The 15,571-nt window shown below is 69.2% G+C and carries 15 protein-coding genes; 6 read left to right on the top strand and 9 right to left on the bottom strand.

What is annotated here, in order from left to right:
* Position 1 precedes the first annotated feature (1 nt).
* Positions 2-694: a hypothetical protein gene (locus tag C3Y92_RS18730; protein ID WP_129355185.1), complete on the top strand. Its 693-nt coding sequence runs from the start codon at positions 2-4 to the stop codon at positions 692-694.
* Between the two features lie 374 nt (positions 695-1,068).
* On the opposite strand, the gene tsaB is transcribed toward C3Y92_RS18730, so the two are convergent.
* The 6 genes from tsaB to C3Y92_RS18760 form a co-directional block, all read right to left on the bottom strand.
* Positions 1,069-1,839 carry a tRNA (adenosine(37)-N6)-threonylcarbamoyltransferase complex dimerization subunit type 1 TsaB gene (gene tsaB, locus C3Y92_RS18735; protein ID WP_129355187.1) on the bottom strand — a complete coding sequence of 257 codons (771 nt, stop codon included), beginning with the start codon at positions 1,837-1,839 and terminating at the stop codon, positions 1,069-1,071.
* A complete protein-coding gene (gene rseP / locus C3Y92_RS18740) occupies positions 1,832-2,911 on the bottom strand; it encodes an RIP metalloprotease RseP (protein WP_129355189.1) in 1,080 nt (359 codons plus the stop codon). The genes tsaB and rseP overlap by 8 nt, the downstream gene beginning before the upstream one ends.
* A gap of 126 nt (positions 2,912-3,037) precedes the next feature.
* Positions 3,038-4,300 (bottom strand): 1-deoxy-D-xylulose-5-phosphate reductoisomerase, encoded by a 1,263-nt coding sequence (gene dxr, locus C3Y92_RS18745; RefSeq protein ID WP_129355191.1) that lies wholly within the window; start codon positions 4,298-4,300, stop codon positions 3,038-3,040.
* A complete protein-coding gene (locus tag C3Y92_RS18750) occupies positions 4,297-5,811 on the bottom strand; it encodes a hypothetical protein (RefSeq protein ID WP_129355193.1) in 1,515 nt (504 codons plus the stop codon). The genes dxr and C3Y92_RS18750 overlap by 4 nt, the downstream gene beginning before the upstream one ends.
* Before the next feature lie 13 nt (positions 5,812-5,824).
* Complete coding sequence (locus C3Y92_RS18755; RefSeq protein ID WP_328591054.1) at positions 5,825-6,586, bottom strand: phosphatidate cytidylyltransferase; 762 nt, start codon at positions 6,584-6,586, stop codon at positions 5,825-5,827.
* 128 nt (positions 6,587-6,714) lie between these two features.
* Positions 6,715-7,203: a hypothetical protein gene (locus C3Y92_RS18760; protein WP_129355197.1), complete on the bottom strand. Its 489-nt coding sequence runs from the start codon at positions 7,201-7,203 to the stop codon at positions 6,715-6,717.
* Positions 7,204-7,346: 143 nt separating this feature from the next.
* Here C3Y92_RS18760 and C3Y92_RS18765 point away from each other — a divergent pair, with 143 nt between their 5' ends.
* Entirely contained in the window at positions 7,347-8,303 is a 957-nt protein-coding gene (locus C3Y92_RS18765; protein ID WP_129355199.1) for a sensor histidine kinase, read from the top strand.
* 17 nt (positions 8,304-8,320) lie between these two features.
* Entirely contained in the window at positions 8,321-8,956 is a 636-nt protein-coding gene (locus C3Y92_RS18770; protein WP_129355201.1) for a class I SAM-dependent methyltransferase, read from the top strand.
* A gap of 145 nt (positions 8,957-9,101) precedes the next feature.
* Here the strand turns inward: C3Y92_RS18770 and C3Y92_RS18775 are convergent, their stop codons facing one another.
* Positions 9,102-10,307, bottom strand: a complete 1,206-nt coding sequence (locus C3Y92_RS18775; protein WP_129355203.1) for an OmpA family protein — start codon at positions 10,305-10,307, stop codon at positions 9,102-9,104.
* Positions 10,308-10,465: 158 nt separating this feature from the next.
* On the opposite strand from C3Y92_RS18775, the gene pabB reads away from it, so the two are divergent.
* The 3 genes from pabB to C3Y92_RS18790 all read left to right on the top strand — a co-directional run bounded on the left by pabB (position 10,466) and on the right by C3Y92_RS18790 (position 13,764).
* Positions 10,466-12,214, top strand: coding sequence for an aminodeoxychorismate synthase component I (gene pabB, locus C3Y92_RS18780; RefSeq protein WP_129355205.1), 1,749 nt, complete (start codon positions 10,466-10,468; stop codon positions 12,212-12,214).
* Positions 12,215-12,298: 84 nt separating this feature from the next.
* Complete coding sequence (dapF, locus tag C3Y92_RS18785; RefSeq protein WP_129355207.1) at positions 12,299-13,156, top strand: diaminopimelate epimerase; 858 nt, start codon at positions 12,299-12,301, stop codon at positions 13,154-13,156.
* A gap of 29 nt (positions 13,157-13,185) precedes the next feature.
* Positions 13,186-13,764, top strand: coding sequence for a VOC family protein (locus C3Y92_RS18790; protein ID WP_129355218.1), 579 nt, complete (start codon positions 13,186-13,188; stop codon positions 13,762-13,764).
* Between the two features lie 174 nt (positions 13,765-13,938).
* Here C3Y92_RS18790 and C3Y92_RS18795 read toward each other — a convergent pair whose 3' ends face one another.
* Positions 13,939-14,127 carry a hypothetical protein gene (locus C3Y92_RS18795; RefSeq protein ID WP_012749953.1) on the bottom strand — a complete coding sequence of 63 codons (189 nt, stop codon included), beginning with the start codon at positions 14,125-14,127 and terminating at the stop codon, positions 13,939-13,941.
* Positions 14,124-15,413 (bottom strand): serine--tRNA ligase, encoded by a 1,290-nt coding sequence (serS, locus tag C3Y92_RS18800; protein ID WP_129355220.1) that lies wholly within the window; start codon positions 15,411-15,413, stop codon positions 14,124-14,126. Before serS ends, C3Y92_RS18795 begins: the two co-directional genes overlap by 4 nt.
* Positions 15,414-15,571: the final 158 nt, after the last annotated feature.

Raw genomic sequence — 15,571 nt, forward strand, 5'->3', positions numbered from 1 at the left:
CATGCGCCACGCCACGCTTCTCCTCCTCGCCGCCCTCGCCGCCGCCCTGCTCGCCGGCTGCTCGGTCGAACCGAAAATGACGGCCCAGCACACCGTCTACATCGACAACTGGACCAAACGGAACAACCCCGAAGTCTACGTGGAGCCCCAAAAAGCCCCGCCCGTGCCCGTCTCGGCCCTCATCGTGCCCTTCCAGGTCACCCAGGACATCCCCTACGGCCAAGACCTCGGCGAACAACTCACCCGCGTCGTCTGGCAAACCTGGACCCGCGACCGCGTGTTCCCCAAACTGCTCTACGAAGCCAATCTCAAAAACGCCTCCACCCCCCAGGCCGTGGCCCTGGCCCGCAAAATGGGCATCGACACCGTCGTGGTCGGCAAATTCACCTACATCATGTCCGGCGGCTCGCGCGGCTCCTCAGGCGTGTCCTTCACCTTCGACGTCATCGACGCCCGCAGCGGCGAACGCCTGTGGTCCATGGCCCACGGCGGCACCATGGAAACCGGCCTGACCGAGGACTATATCCTGTTCCTGCGCAAAAACCGGATGCCCACCGAACCCCTCTCGGCCATCACCGCCACTCTGGCCATGGATATGGGCAGCCCCATCACCAACTGGAACTACGGCTACAAAGCCCCGCCCCCAGCCAGCCCCAACCCGCCGCCGCCAGCGCCAGCGGGCGCGGGGTCGTAGGGGAGAAGGGGAGAAGGGGAGAGGATAAAGGCGAAGAGCGGGCTCTGCCCGCACCCGCCAGGGGCCTGAGGCCCCTGGACCCCCACATGGTTTGGCTGGGGACCGGGAATGCGAAACGGGCCGATTTTCGCGCGAGGCTTTGATCGCGTGAAAATCGGCCCGTTTCGCTGGCGAGGTGGGGGCTGGAATTATCGGGTTGCCGTCCGGGCGGCTTCCGCCTGGACGGCAACCCGATAATTCCAGCCCCCGTCTTCTCTCGGGCCGGTCGCCCGCCGACCATTCCCCCACCCGACCGACCACCCCGCCCATGTCGGGGGTTCGGGGGGCTGAGCCCCCCGGCCGCCGGAGGCGCTCTTCTCTCTTTCTCTCCCCCATTACTCCATGGCCTGGCGAATTCTCGCTTCGGCGTCGTGGCGGGTGAGGCCCCGGTGGGCGGCGATGGCGTCGAGGTTTTCCTCGGCGTCGCTTGGGCGCAGGTAGAGGGGTTCCACCGGCGTGAAGCCGTAGTCGGCTGTGACGGCGGCGGCCATGAGGGCGGCGGGGCTGGGGGAATCGAACTCGGGGCCAAGGATGACGGCCAGGGGCGCGGCGGCCAGGAAGGCGTCGCGGTAGCGGGCCACGCCGTCGCCGACCAGCCACAGCGGGCCGACGGCGGCCCCGTCGGCGGCCCGGGCGGCGGCTTCGGCCACGGCAAGGGCCTTGGGGGCGCCCATGGGCATGAGGTCGCCGTCGGCCAGGAAGGATTGCAGGTAGACCTGGCCGGCGCGGGCGTGGGTGATGGCCACCACGGCTCCGGTGGCCTTGGCGGCGGCGGTGGCGGCCAGAAGCGGCAGATGGTCGAGCCCGGCCATGGGGACGTTCGCGCCAAGGGACAGCCCCAGGGCGGTGGCCAGGGCCACCCGGATGCCGGTGAAGCTGCCCGGACCACGCACGCAGGCCAGGCCGCCGAGTTCGGCCGGACGAACGCCGGCCTCGGCCAGGACTTCGGCGATAAGCGGGGCCAGCACCTCGGCGCAGCGGCCGGTGGCCTCGGCCCGACGGTGGACCACGTCCTGGCCGGGCCGGCCGCAGGTGACCCACAACGCCGGGGCCACGGCATTGATGACGAGGAGCTTCCCGGAACCGGGAGGAGTCAACTTATCCATCGCTGATGCTCAGTTGGCGGCGGATGTCGTTGACGGTGGCCAGCAGCATGAGGCCGATGAGAAAGGCCAGGCCGATCTTGGTGGTCAGTACGCGCATCCGGGGGCTGACGGGCTTTCGCATGATGATCTCGATGGCGTAGAACAGCAGATGGCCGCCGTCGAGGACCGGGATGGGGAGCAGGTTGAGCACGCCAAGGTTGACGCTGATAAGCGCCGCCAGCGCCACGACGTTGCCCAACCCCTCGCCGGCCTGCTTGCTGACCATCTGGGCGATCATGATGGGGCCGCCGATGCTGTCCAGGGGCACCACGCGTTCAATGAGCTTGAGTATCCCGGTGTAAGTGACGACCACCACGTTCCAGGTCTGTTTCACGGCCTCGGCGGCGGCCGAGCCGGCCCCAAGCGGCACGGAACGGGTCTTGCCCGAGGCGACGATGCCGACCAGGGGCACGGTTTCCTCTTCGCCGAAGAGGTTTTTGACGGTGCGCAGGGTGGGCGTCAGGACAAAGGTCTCGTCCTTGCCGTCGCGGCTGACGGTCAGCTTCACGGGCTGGCCGTTGCTGGTGCGGATGGCTGTGGACAGGGCGTCCCAGTTGGCCACCGGGCCGCCGTTTAAGCTGGTGACGACGTCGCCCGGGGCCAGGCCGGCCACGGCGGCGGGGCTGTCCTTTTGCACCTGGCCGATGATGGGCAGCATCTCGAAGCGGCCCTCGGCGGCGAGCAGGCCCCAGAACAGCAGCCAGGCCAGGACGAAGTTGAAAATGGGGCCGGCGGCCACCACGATCATGCGCTGCCAGGCCGGGCGCAGGCGGAAATGGGTTTCGGGCGGGAAGTCGTCCGGGGCGGTGTCGTCGGGGTCCTGGGCCACCAGCTGGACATAGCCGCCCAGGGGAATGGCCGAGAGGATGTAGCGGGTCTTGCCACGGGTGAAGCCGAAGATTTTCGGGCCAAATCCCAGGGAGAAGGTGGTCACGCCCATGCCAAAGGCCCGGGCGGCGATGAAATGCCCCAGTTCGTGGAAGAAGATCAGGCCGCCAAGGACCAGGGCCACGGCAACGATGCTTTCTATCATGGGCGCTCGCACTCGCCGGCAAAGGAGTCGGGCCGGCGTCGGTGTTTGACGGCGGGGCTTCGGCCGGGAAATCCGGCTTCGGTCCTGCCGAAGGATAAAGATAAGCGGCGTCGGCGCAAAGGCAACTTATCGCCGCCGCGCGGCCCAGTCGGCCGTCTCCCGGCGCACCCGGGCGTCGAGGTCGGCGACGGTCGCGACATCGGGCAGGGGCTGCCCGGCGTGGGCGTCAAGGGCGGCCGCGATGGCCGCCGGAATGTCCAGGAAAGCCAGGCGTTCGGTCAGGAAAAGGTCCACGGCCACTTCGTTGGCGGCGTTGAGGACCACGGTGTGGCTGGCGCCGCCGCAAAGCGCCTGTCGGGCCAGGCCCAGGCAGGGAAAATCGTCGTCGCGCGGGGCTTCGAAGGTCAGCGCCGCCAGTTTGACCAGATCGACCCGGGGGACGGCCAGGGACAGCCGGCGCGGATAGCCCAGGCAGTAGGCGATGGCCACGCGCATGTCGGGCGGGCCGAGGTGGGCCAAAAGCGAGCCGTCGTGGAGCTGGGCCAGGGAGTGGACGATGCTTTGGGGATGGACCACCACGTCCACCTGGGACACGGGCAGGCCGTACAGCCGGCAGGCCTCGATGACCTCCAGCCCCTTGTTCATGAGGGTGGCGGAATCCACGCTGATTTTGGGGCCCATGGACCAGTTGGGGTGGGCCAGGGCCATGGCCGGGGTGACGGCTTCCAGGCAGGCCCGGTCAGCGCACCGAAAGGGGCCGCCCGAGGCGGTCAAGACCAGCTTTTCGACCAGGGGCAGATCGGGCAGGCCCACGCCGCCCAGGGCCTGGAACAGGGCGTTGTGTTCGGAGTCCACGGGCAGGATCACCGCGCCCGAGCCGGCGGCGGCGGTTCGGATGAGGTCGCCGGCCAGGACCAGGGATTCCTTGTTGGCCAGGGCCACGATCTTGCCGGCGGCCACGGCGGCCAGGGTCGGCCCAAGCCCGGCCGCGCCGACAATGGCCGAGACCACGAGATCGACCTCCGGGGCGCTGGCCAGGGCGGCGTAGCCGGCCGGGCCGGTGAGGATGTCCGGCCGGTAGCCGGCCGGCAGCAGCTCGGCCAGGGCGGCGGCCCGGGCGTCGTCGATGACGGCCAGCACGGCCGGCCGGAAGGCGGCGGCCTGCTCGGCCAAGAGCTTGACGTTGGTCGCGCCGGCCAGGGCCACGACGTCGTATTCCCCGGGATGCTCGGCCGCGACCCTAAGGGTGCTGACGCCAATGGAGCCGGTGGCCCCAAGCAGGGCCAGACGCCTGGGCCGGCCGGGATCGCGGGCGGACAGGGAGGAGATATAGCCTTGGCCGGGGCAGGGACAGGGACCAGCCGCGTTGGCGGCGGAAATCGGGGTCATGGGTCGCGTCGCGCCTTTGCCGGATCGGCGGCCCCGGGCGGGGCGATGCCGTAGCGGCCGAGAATTTCGGCGACCCGGGCCGGGAGGTTGGTGGCCACCTTCCCCAGCGCCGCCAGATTGATGCACAAATAGAGGTCGACCTTGAAGCCGGCCTCTTCCCACAACGTGACCAGGGCCTTGGCCAGCTCCGGTTCGATCTGGAAAAGCTTCAACTTCTCCTGGAACTCGGCCGGGTTTTTGGCCCGCCACAGCAGGGACTCGGCCAAGTCCGGGTCGTCGTCGAAAAATTGCTTGCGCCGGATCTTGTTGAGTCCGGCCTCGGCCAGGGCGTCCACATCGGCCTTGGCGGCCCGCCGGGTCCGGGCCGGCTTGACCTGGATGCGGGCGGCGTCGGCCTCGCCTTTTTCGCGCAGCAAATGGGCGAAATCGAGTTCCATGACGTGCTCAAGGACGTTGCCCAGGCGCTTGGCCTCGAAGTAGCCGGCGGCCTGGATGAGCCAGGCGACTTCCTTGGCCGAAAAGTCCCGCAGCGCCTTGGAAAAATCCTCGCGCACCACCCGCAGCGACACCATGGCCCCCAGGGCCAGGGCCACGCACAGCTCGCCCAGGCGTTCGCGTTTTTCTTCGGCGTCCTCGGCGGCGTCGGTGAGCGCTTCACGATATTCGCCGGCCACGGCGTCCATGGCCCCCACTCGGGCGGCGAAGGTCAGTTCGTCGCGGTCCAGGCGCTTGTCCGCGTCGCCGAGGTCGGCGCGCAGGCACAGGGACAGGACGGCCTCGGCGTTTTGGCGGCCGTCGTCGCCGCTTGCCGCTTCCTCGAAGCTGCTTTGGACGCGGGTCTTGGAGATGGCCTTGGTGGTGCCCTTGAGGCCTTCGAGCACGGCGTCGAAGGGGTAGACCACAATCAGCAGCTGGCCTTCGCGCAGCAGACGGTAACGGCGCGCGGCCAGGATGCCGTCGTAGGCCCCGCGCACCTCTTCCTTGATGAACCGGTCGATGTAGGCCCGCCAGTAAAGCTCGTCAAAGACCATGGTGGCGGTGATTTCCTCGATCTTCACCAAAGAATTCTCGCCGAAATGGCGGATGACGGCGTCGCTGAAATTGTCCTTGACCAGGCTTGAGGCATAGACCGCGCCCTGCAGGCACTTGGCCAGGATGGTTTCCTGGCGTTCCAGGCGGCGGGCCAGCTTTTCCTGGGCCGCCGCGTCGCCCACGGCCTTGGCTTTGCCCCAGTGGTTGAGCTCGATCAGATAGGCGGAAAAATGCTCCTTGAGATAGGCGTGGCCGGGATGCAGGCCCTCGGCCCGGCGCAGAAGCATGTCCATGAGGCTTTGCTGCTCGGTTTCAAGCAGGGGAAATTCGTTGATGCGCCCTCGGTTGGCCCGCAAAAACTCCAGGAAAACCCGCTCCTCCAGCACTTCCCGTCGGGCTTTTACGGCCTTGAGTTCCTCAAGGCGCTCCAGGCAGGCGGCAAATCGGCCGTCGCGGTCAAGCGAAGCGGTATCGTCCATGGCGTGGCGGCTCCTATCCGGCCAGTCCCGGCAGGGACCGGCAGGCGGCATAGGCCAGGATGGCCGGGAGCAGGCCGTCGACGCGGTCGAGCAGCCCGCCGTGCCCGGGCAGGATGGCCCCGGAATCCTTGACTCCGGCGGCCCGTTTGAGGGCGGATTCGAAAAAGTCCCCGAATTGGGAAATAACGGCCAGCCCCGCGCCAAGAACCGCCAGGGCCGGCCAGGCGGCGGGCGTTGCGGCGGCGAAGCACGAGGCGACCAGGGTCGAGGCGACAACGCCGCTTATGGTCCCGGCCCAGGTCTTGCCCGGGCTTACGGCCGGCCAGACCTTGGCCCCGCCCACGGCGTGGCCGCCGTAGTAGGCCCCGGTGTCGGCGGCCATGACCACGGCCAGGACCAGGGCCGTTTCCAGGGGCGAAAAGGCGCAGATAAGGCCTAGGCTGACAGGCACATAGAGCAGCGCCACGGCCAGACGGCCGCGCGGCGGCTCGGTCTCGCCCCGGGCGGCGAAGCGGCGCAGGAAATCGAATTGCTCCAGCCACAGCGCCAGGGCCAAAATGCCGATGACCGCCGGCCACAGCTGGAATCCCAGGCAAGCCACGCAGGCCGCGCCCAGGGCGTAGGCCACGATTTCGAGCACCGGCCCGGGACGGCCGGCCATGGCGAAAAATTCCCGCATCCCCAGGATCGAGGCGGCGGCGACGAGAACAATAAGGGGCCAGCCGCCAGACCAGACGGCCGCGCCCAGCACCGGCAGCCCGACGGCTGCCGTCAAAACGCGCTTGTTCTTCAAAATGACTCACATGCCTTGCGTCGTCGGCCCGGACAGGCCGCACCCCGTTTCTTAGGCCATTTGCCGGACCAGGGCAACGCCTGCCCGCCACGCCTTGCCGGGCCGGGGCATCAGGCCCCCTCCCACCAGTTCACCGGCTCGAAAACCACGGGCAAGACTCCGGCCAGCCCCGGCAACACGGCCTGCTCGATAAGCGCCCGCAGCCGCCCGGCCAGCTTTTGGTAGTACAGATCGAATTCCACCACGAACCAGATATCGCCGTCGACCAGGCCGTCGTTCACCACCATCAGGTACTCAAAACCCGGGCCGAAACGCGCGCTCCCGGCGGCGGCGTCCACGGCCTGGGCGAAGCGCCCGAAACGGTCGAACACCCCGGCCAGGGCGGCGCGCCGGCTGGTTTCGGCATCAGGGTCGGTCTGGAAGGTGAGGGTGATATAACCGGATTTGTCGGGCCGCACGAATTCGGCGATTTTCAGCACGCCGTCCTTGGCCGGGCCGCCGTCGCCGAGATCCAGGCGAAAACCGGTGAATCCGGCCAGTTTCTCGTGGGCCTTGAGTTCCTTGAGCTGCTTTTTGAGATCAATGACGCCGTCAGCCATGAGGCCTCCATTGGGTCGGGCATGAAGGATTGGCGCAGCCGCCTTGTAAAACCATGCTCTCGGACGTATGCTTTTTCCATGCGTTTCGCCACTGCCTTTCCCGCGCTCGCCGCCCTTGCCGCGTCCTTGGTCGGAGCGCGCGCGTGAGTTCACGGGCCGTCCTGTCCCGCGTCGGCGACTGGGCGTGGCTCGCGCCGGCCTTGCCCCTGGCCCCCCTGGTTCCGCTGGCGCTGTGCCTGGTGCTCCTTGACAGCCAGGCCCGGACGCCGGGCGTCTGGCTGGCCGTTTTTCTCGGCGGCGCGGCGGCCGTTGGCGCGACGCTGCTGGCCGGACGCCGAGACGCCCGCTTGGCTGCGGCCCAACGCGAGTCCATGGTGCTGGCCGAACAGGTCCTGCGCCTGGGCAAGCTCGCGGCCATCGGCGAAATGGCCGCCGGGCTGGCCCACGAGATCAACAACCCCGTGGCCATCATGATGGAGGAAGCCGGCCTTGGCGGCGACATCCTGGCCGATGGGGCCGTGCCCGGAGCCGAAGACCTGGCCGAACTGCGCCGGGCCCTGGGCCAGATCGAGACCCAAGGCGCGCGCTGCAAGGAAATCACCCATATGGTGCTGGCCTTTGCCCGCACCCCGGACGGTCGCGGCGACGCCGTGGACGTCAGCGCCCTGGTGGAAGAAATGGCCGGGCTGACCGCCAAACGCGCCGACTACGCCAAGGTGAGGCTCACCACCCGTCTGGCCCCGAATCTGCCGCCGGCAGCCTGCTCGGCCTCCCAACTGCAACAATTGTTGCTCAATCTCATTAATAACGCCCTGGACGCCATGGAGCCGGCCGGCGGCGAATTGATCCTGGAAACCGCCCTGGAAGGCGGCCGCATCGTGCTCATCGTGTCCGACACCGGCCCGGGCATCCCCCAGGCCGTGGCCGACCGGGTGTTCGAACCCTTTTTCACCACCAAGGCCACCGGCAAGGGCACGGGCCTGGGCCTGTCTATTTGCGCCGGCATCGTCCGGCAGCTTGGCGGCGACATCGCCGTTTCCTCCACCCCCGGCCGTGGCGCGGCCTTCCGGGTCAGCCTGCCCGTCGCCCCCGCCCGCTGACCCAAGGAGCCATTTCCATGCATGACGACGTCGCCCGCTTCGACGCCCGGGCCTCCGCCTGGGACGCCAGCCCCCACCGCCGCAAACTGGCCCGCGACATTGCCGCCGCCATGGAAGCCGCTGGTCTCTTCCGCCAGCCCGTGGCCTCGGCCCTGGACTTCGGCTGCGGCACCGGGCTGTTGACCCTGGAACTGGCCGAACGCTGCCAGAGCGTCACCGGCCTGGACACCTCGCCCGGCATGTTGGCCGAACTGTCGGCCAAGATCGAACGGGCCGGCCTGCCCAACGTCGGCGTCCTTGAAGCCGACCTCGGCGCCGGCGCCCCCGTGCCCGGCGGCTACGACCTCGTCGCCTCGGCCATGGCCCTGCACCACATCCCCGATCCGGCCCCGGCCCTCAAACGGCTGCTGGCCGCCGCCGCCCCGGGCGCGCGCTTCGCCTTGGCCGACCTCGACGCCGAGGACGGCAGCTTCCACGACGACCCGGCCGGCGTGCACCACAACGGCTTTGATCGCATCGATCTGGCCGACATGCTGGCGGGCCTGGGCTACACCGACATCAACGCCGCCGACGCCGCCACCATCGTCAAACCCACCAAATGCTGCGGCGACCGCCCCTTTGGCGTATTTTTGATGACTGCCCGCAAGCCCTGAAGAAGGCCTCCGGGGGCTGGGGGCCTGAGGCCCCAGCCCCCCCGCTTGGGGAAATAGTCCATGGGGAAGAAGCGGTTGGCGGCCGTCTGGACGACCATTGCCAAAAGCCCCTGCGCGGCGCGATGCCGGGCAGGGGCTCTTTTGGTTACGAACCGGACGGACCGGCCGGAGCCGGCTTGTCGGGCAGGGGCGGCGGCAGATCCGGGGCTTGGCCGGCGGAAGGATCGGGCGTCGCCGCCGGGCCGGCCGGGCCAGCGGCCGACGGCGCGGCTTCGGGCGCGGTCTTGGCGTCTTCGCTCTTGGTCGAAGCGGCCTCGGAGCTGGCGGCCTGGCCGTCGTCCTTGGCCGGCGCGGCCTCGGCCTTGGCGGCGGCGTCCTGGGCGGCCGCCTTGGCCTGATCCTGGGGCGAGGCCGGCGTCCGGTCGGCCGGCTCGGGCGGGGCCAGGGTCTGGCCGGCCGGCGGCGCGGTCTCGCGCAGGGGCTTGGAAGCGTCCGGCGCGGCCCCTTCAGCGGCAGGCGCGGCCTCGGGGGTGGCCGACTCGGCAGCGGTTCCGGAATCAGGCCCGGACGGCGTCGCTCCGGCGTCCGGCGCGACCGCCGTTCCACCCGTCCCGGGCGTCCCCGGAGTTCCAGCCGCCCCGGCCGCGCCCCCGGACACCGTGCCGCGCATGGACTGGGAGCCGGTCTCGCCGGCCAGGAGCGGCACGTCGGCCACGATGATGTCCACCCGCCGGTTTTCCTGCCGCCCTTCCGGGGTGGCGTTGCTGGCCACGGGCTGGTAAAAGGCCCGGCCCATGGCCGTGAAGCGTTCCGGGGCCAGCCCGCCGGCCTCGGACAGGTGGCGGATCACCGAGGCGGCCCGGGAGGCCGACAGCTCCCAGTTGGAGGCGTAGAGCGAGGAATGGATGGGCACGTTGTCGGTGTGTCCCACCACGTAGATGCTCTTGTCCTTGACTTTGGCCAGCACCGCCCCCACCCGGGTCAGGATGTCCCGGCCCTTGGGGCTGATTTCGGCGCTGCCCGACGGAAACAGGATCTTGTCCACGAAGTTGATTTCGAGCTTTTCCCGGAACTGGCGCACCCGTATCTGCCGGCTGTCCACTTCGCCGCGCAGATCGGCCACCAGGGCGTCATAGGCGGTTTGCAGCTCCTCGGTCTTGCGCTCTAGGTCCTGGGCGCGCTTTTCGGCCTTTTTCTCCTCTTCCTTGGACTGGAAGAGCTGGCGCGTGAGATTTTCCAGGGCCTGGGGCACGCCCTTGCGGTGGTAGAGGGAATTGGCCAGATAGGCGGTCAGCCCGACCGGCACAAGGACCAGGATCACCATGAATATTTTGAGCAGACGTCCACGCATGACTCTCTCCCGAACACGCCGCGCCGGCTGCGGCCAGGCGCGGGGCAGGACTGCACCGGCCGGGAATCAGGCCGATTTTCCCGAGCCTTACCCGCAATCGCCCCAAAAGGCCACCGCCGCCCGTTTGCGCGGCCTGGGCCGGGAAAAGGCTTGAAGCCATGCTCGGCGAGGCTGTTTTTTTCTCCGCCGCCGGCCCGGACGGCTATTCGCCCTGGGGCTGGTCCCGGGCCTTTGCCGCCCCGGCCTGGCACGGCCTGGCTTACGCCACCGCCGAGGTCATCCCCCTGCTGGAACGCGCCTGCCGCGAGCAGGAGCGCGGCCGCTGGCTGGTCCTGGCCCTGGCCTACGAGGCCGCGCCGGCCTTTGATCCCGTCCTGGCCGTCCACGCTCCGGCCCCGGGCGAACCCGTCGCCTTTGCCGCTGCCTACGACGCCCCCTTGCCCCGACCACCCAGGCCCGTATTCGCGCCCTTGCCCGCCGCGCCGTTATTCCCGTCCCTGACCCGGCCGGACTACGACCGGGGCATCGCCGCCATTCGGGCCGAACTCGGCCGGGGCGAAGCCTATCAGGTCAATTATACGTTTCCGCTCTCCGGCCCGGCCCCGGCCGATCTTTGGGCCTGGTTCGCCGCCCTGGCCGTGCGCCAGCAGGCCGGGCTGTGCTGTCGCATCGATATGGGCGGCCGGGTGGTCCTGTCCTTCTCGCCGGAACTCTTTTTTGAACGCCGGGGGCATCGCCTCACCGTGCGCCCCATGAAGGGCACCGCCCCGCGCGCCGCCGATCCGGCAGCCGACGCGGCCGCCGCCCGCGCCCTGGCCGCCTGCCCGAAAAACCGGGCCGAAAACCGCATGATCGTCGATCTCATGCGCAACGACCTCGGCCGCATCGCCGTGCCCGGCAGCGTGGCCGTGCCGGAACTTTTCGCCGTGGAGCCCCTGGGCGCGGCCTGGCAGATGACCACCACGGTCACGGCCGAGGTTCCCCCGGCAACCGGCCTGATCGACATCCTGCGGGCGCTTTTCCCCTGCGGCTCCATCACCGGCGCGCCCAAGGCCGCGGCCATGCGCCTTATCCGCGAGCGCGAAGCCGGACCGCGCGGCTTTTACACCGGCGCCCTGGGTTTCGTCGCCCCGGACGGCGACTGCGCGTTTAGCGTCGCCATCCGCACCGTGGTCGTGGACACGGCCCGGCGGACGGCGGTATATGGCGTCGGCGGCGGCATCACCCACGATTCCCGGGCCGGCGACGAATACGCCGAATGCCGGCTCAAGGCGCGCTTTCTCAGCGACCCGGCGGCCGGCTTTTCCCTGCTGGAAACCCTACGCCTGGACGCCGGACGCCTGAGTTTTCTGGCCGAACATCTGGAGCGTCTGGCCGCCTCGGCCGCTGCCCTGGGCTTTACCTACGACGCGGCCGCCGTGGCCGCCGCCCTGGACGCGGCCGCCCGGCAACCCGGCCGGGCGCGGCTGCGGCTGACCCTGTCTCCGACAGGCGAGGTCGCCGTCACGCGCCATCCCCTGCCCGCCCGTCTGGGTCGGCCGGCCCGGTTGGCCCTTTGCCCCGAGCCCGTGGACCCGGCCGATCCGACCCTTTTCCACAAGACCACCCGCCGCGCCCGCTACGACGCCGTCCTGGCCGCCCGGCCGGACCGGGACGACGTGATCCTGTGCAACACCCTGGGCGAGGCGACCGAAAGCTGCCGGGCCAACCTCGTCGTGCGCCTGGACGGCCGGCTATTAACCCCAGCCGCAGAATGCGGCCTGCTGCCCGGCACGTATCGGGCACGCCTTCTGGCCCGGGGCGTGGTGGCCGAGGCCCGGCTGACGCCGGCCGACCTCCAACGGGCCGAGGCCGTGTGGCTGGTCAATGCCCTGCGCCTGTGGACCCGGGCCGTGCCGGACTTCTAAGCCCCCGCCCGGCCCGGCGCGGGGCCCTCGACGGGCGCTAAACGATCTGCTAGCTTGCCTGCATTTCCTTGCAAGGAGTGAGGCATGGACATTGAGGCCGTTTGCGGCAAATCCGTTCCGTTTTTCAAGATGCAGGGCTGCGGCAACGATTTCGTGTGCGTGGACAACCGCGTGCTCGGCATCGATCCGGCGGCCATGCCCGATCTGGTCGTGCCGGTGTGCCGCAAGGCCTTTGGCGTCGGGGCCGACGGCATGATCTTTTTCGACCATGCCCCGGAAGGTTCCGGCCTGGCCTACATCTGGCACTTTTTCAACGCCGACGGCTCCCGGGCCGAGATGTGCGGCAACGGTTCACGCTGCGCCGCCCGGCTGGCCTGGATGCTCGGCCTCGCCCCGGCCAAACACGTTTTCGGCACCGACGCCGGCCCCATCGAGGCCGAGGTCGATCCCGACTCCAATCAGGTGACGGTGCAGCTCACCCCGCCCAAGGACCTGCGCATGGCCATCGACATCGAGGTCGAGGGCCGGCCCTTCCACCTGCATTTCGTCAACACCGGCGTGCCCCATGCCGTGGCCGTCATGGACCACCTGGAACTGGTCGACGTCTGGAAGCTCGGCCGGGCCATCCGCCAGCACCAGTACTTCGCCCCGGCCGGCACCAACGTCAATTTCATCAGTTCCGAGGAAAAGGGCACGCTGTCCCTGCGCACCTACGAGCGCGGCGTGGAGGACGAGACCTACGCCTGCGGCACCGGCGCGGTCGCCTCGGCCATCGTGGCCCGGGAACTCGGCATGACCGGCGAAGAGACCGACATCACCACCACCGGCGGCGAGGTGCTGGGCGTGATCCTGCGCGACGGCAAGACCTATCTGCGCGGCGCGGCCGAACTGGTTTTCAAGGGCGAATTCTACCCGCAAAGCCTCGGCATCGACACGCAGTAACCCTGTCCCGCGCCCAAGGGGGAAACGCCATGCGCTACACCGGCATCAACCACCTGGCCATGGCCACGGCCGACATGGACGCCACCATCCGGTTCTGGCGCGACCTGCTTGGCATGCGTCTGGTGGCCGGCCTGGGGCGTCCGGGCTACCGGCATTATTTTCTGGAGATTTCCCCCACGGACATGCTCGCTTTTTTCGAATGGCCGGCCGTGGAACCCATCGAACCCAAGGACCACGGCGTGCCGGTCAAGGGGCCTTTCGCCTTTGACCATGTGTCTATCGGCGTGCGCGACCGCAACGACCTGTGGGATGTGAAAGACCGGCTGGAAGCGGCCGGCTTCTGGGTGTCGGAGGTCATTGACCACGGTTTCATCTTCTCGGTCTATTCCTTTGATCCCAACAACATCGCCATCGAGTTCAGCTGTCCGGTGCCCGGGGTGGACGTGAGTTCCCACCCCATCATGGCCGACCGCCACCCCTCGGCCACGGCCAAGGAAGGGGCCGAGCCCCAGCCCGGCCAATGGCCGGCCCCGACCCCCACGCCCTTGGCCGAACGGCGCATCTACCCCGGTGAGGGCCGGGAGCTGGTGCTGGTCGAGGACGAGTAGCGCCTCGGCCGTCAGTCCACGTTTCCCGCGCGGCCGCTGGCCGCGCCATGCCAAAGGCCCGCCTCCCCAAGGGAAGCGGGCCTTTCGTTTCGGGTCCGAGGCGAGAGAGCCGACCGTCCCGGCATGGCCAAGGCTCCAGGCGGGCGTCCCGGCGAAGAAATCGTCGCCGGCCGGCTACCGGCCCCGGCGCTTCTCGATGGAGCGGCGGGTGAGCACGGCGAAAAAGCCGCCGATAAGCCCCAGCACCAGCCCCCGACGCATGTCCATGAAAAAGAGTCCGCCAAGGACACCCACGGCGCCGCCGACGAGCAGGCCGCGCTTGACCTCGCCCCAGAATACCTTGCGCTGTTCTTCGGTCATCATGCCCGTTTCCCCTCCGGTTCCAGAACTTCCAGGCCGCCCATGTAGGGCACGAGAGCCCTCGGCAGCACCACCGAGCCGTCGGCCTGGACGCCGTTTTCCAAAATGGCGGCCATGGTCCGGCCCACGGCCAGGCCCGAGCCATTCAAGGTATGCACGTAGGCCGTCTTCTTGCCGCCGTCGGGCTTGAACCGGATGTCGGCGCGCCGGGCCTGGAAGTCCTCGAAATTGGAGCACGAGGAAATCTCGCGGTACTTGCCCTGGGCCGGCAGCCAGACTTCGAGGTCATAGGTCTTGGCCGAGGAAAAGCCGATGTCCCCGGCGCACAGGGCCACCACGCGATACGGCAGCTCCAGGGCCCGCAGCACGGCCTCGGCCTGGCTCGTCAGCTTTTCCAGCTCGTCGTAGGACGTGTCCGGATGGACGAAGCGCACCAGCTCCACCTTGCCGAACTGGTGCAGGCGGATAAGCCCCTTGGTGTCCTTGCCGTAGGAGCCGGCCTCGGAGCGGAAGCACTGGGTGTGGCAGGTGTAGCCCAGGGGCAGGGCCGACTCGGGCAGCACCTCGCCCCGGTGGAGGTTGGTCACCGGCACCTCGGCCGTGGGGATGAGGTAGGCGGCCCGGCCTTCAATCTTGAACTGGTCTTCGGCGAACTTGGGTAACTGGCCGGTGCCGATCAAGCATTCGTCGGTGACGATGTAGGGCGTGACCACCTCGACGTAGCCATGGGAGCCGGTGTGCAGGTCGAGCATGAAGGCGGCCAGGGCCCGTTCCAGCCGGGCAAGCGCGCCGCGAAGCACCACAAAGCGCGCCCCGGACAGCTTGACCGCCCGTTCGGCGTCCAGCCCAAGGGCCGCGCCCACGTCCTGGTGCTCGCGCGGGGGAAAATCGGTGAATTCGCGAGGCTGGCCCCACCGGCGCACCTCGGGGTTGTCGGCCTCGCTGGCCCCGTCCGGGGTGGTGGCATGGGGGAGGTTGGGCACGCCCAGGAGCAGGGCCGCCACCTCGGCGTCAATGGCCTTGGCGTCCTCGTCCAGGGCCTTGATCTCGTCGGACAGCGCCCCCAGGCCGGCCAGGGCGGCCGAGGCGTCGCCGCCGGCCCGCTTGGCCTTGGCCACCTCGGCCGAGGCGGCGTTGCGCTGGCTTTTTTTCTGCTCGGCCGCCGTGATGCAGGCCCGGCGACGCTCTTCCAGGGCGAGAAACGCGTCGAGGTCAAAGGGGAAGCGCCGCCGGGCCAGGCCGGCGGCCACGGCCTCGGGGTTTTGGCGCAGAAATTTCAGATCAAGCATGGCTGGCTCCTTGTCGTTTCCGTCGGCCTTGCCTGTACGCGTCCGGCGTTTCTCGCGTCAAGTCGGGACGGGGACGGCCGGGAGGCCCGATTGGGCGGGCAGGGCCGGACGGCTTCGGACGAGGAACCCGGGCAGGGCGGCGGCGGTTTTGGCGAATT

It is taken from the genome of Solidesulfovibrio carbinolicus (assembly GCF_004135975.1).
Classification (GTDB): Bacteria; Desulfobacterota; Desulfovibrionia; order Desulfovibrionales; family Desulfovibrionaceae; genus Solidesulfovibrio; species Solidesulfovibrio carbinolicus.

What these genes read in the sequence shown, in the direction of transcription:
- C3Y92_RS18730 (WP_129355185.1), top strand. Translation starts at nt 2, where the DNA reads ATGCGCCACGCCACGCTTCTCCTCCTCGCCGCCCTCGCCGCCGCCCTG.
- tsaB (WP_129355187.1), bottom strand. Translation starts at nt 1,839, where the DNA reads ATGGATAAGTTGACTCCTCCCGGTTCCGGGAAGCTCCTCGTCATCAAT.
- rseP (WP_129355189.1), bottom strand. Translation starts at nt 2,911, where the DNA reads ATGATAGAAAGCATCGTTGCCGTGGCCCTGGTCCTTGGCGGCCTGATC.
- dxr (WP_129355191.1), bottom strand. Translation starts at nt 4,300, where the DNA reads ATGACCCCGATTTCCGCCGCCAACGCGGCTGGTCCCTGTCCCTGCCCC.
- C3Y92_RS18750 (WP_129355193.1), bottom strand. Translation starts at nt 5,811, where the DNA reads ATGGACGATACCGCTTCGCTTGACCGCGACGGCCGATTTGCCGCCTGC.
- C3Y92_RS18760 (WP_129355197.1), bottom strand. Translation starts at nt 7,203, where the DNA reads ATGGCTGACGGCGTCATTGATCTCAAAAAGCAGCTCAAGGAACTCAAG.
- C3Y92_RS18770 (WP_129355201.1), top strand. Translation starts at nt 8,321, where the DNA reads ATGCATGACGACGTCGCCCGCTTCGACGCCCGGGCCTCCGCCTGGGAC.
- C3Y92_RS18775 (WP_129355203.1), bottom strand. Translation starts at nt 10,307, where the DNA reads ATGCGTGGACGTCTGCTCAAAATATTCATGGTGATCCTGGTCCTTGTG.
- pabB (WP_129355205.1), top strand. Translation starts at nt 10,466, where the DNA reads ATGCTCGGCGAGGCTGTTTTTTTCTCCGCCGCCGGCCCGGACGGCTAT.
- dapF (WP_129355207.1), top strand. Translation starts at nt 12,299, where the DNA reads ATGGACATTGAGGCCGTTTGCGGCAAATCCGTTCCGTTTTTCAAGATG.
- C3Y92_RS18790 (WP_129355218.1), top strand. Translation starts at nt 13,186, where the DNA reads ATGCGCTACACCGGCATCAACCACCTGGCCATGGCCACGGCCGACATG.
- C3Y92_RS18795 (WP_012749953.1), bottom strand. Translation starts at nt 14,127, where the DNA reads ATGATGACCGAAGAACAGCGCAAGGTATTCTGGGGCGAGGTCAAGCGC.
- serS (WP_129355220.1), bottom strand. Translation starts at nt 15,413, where the DNA reads ATGCTTGATCTGAAATTTCTGCGCCAAAACCCCGAGGCCGTGGCCGCC.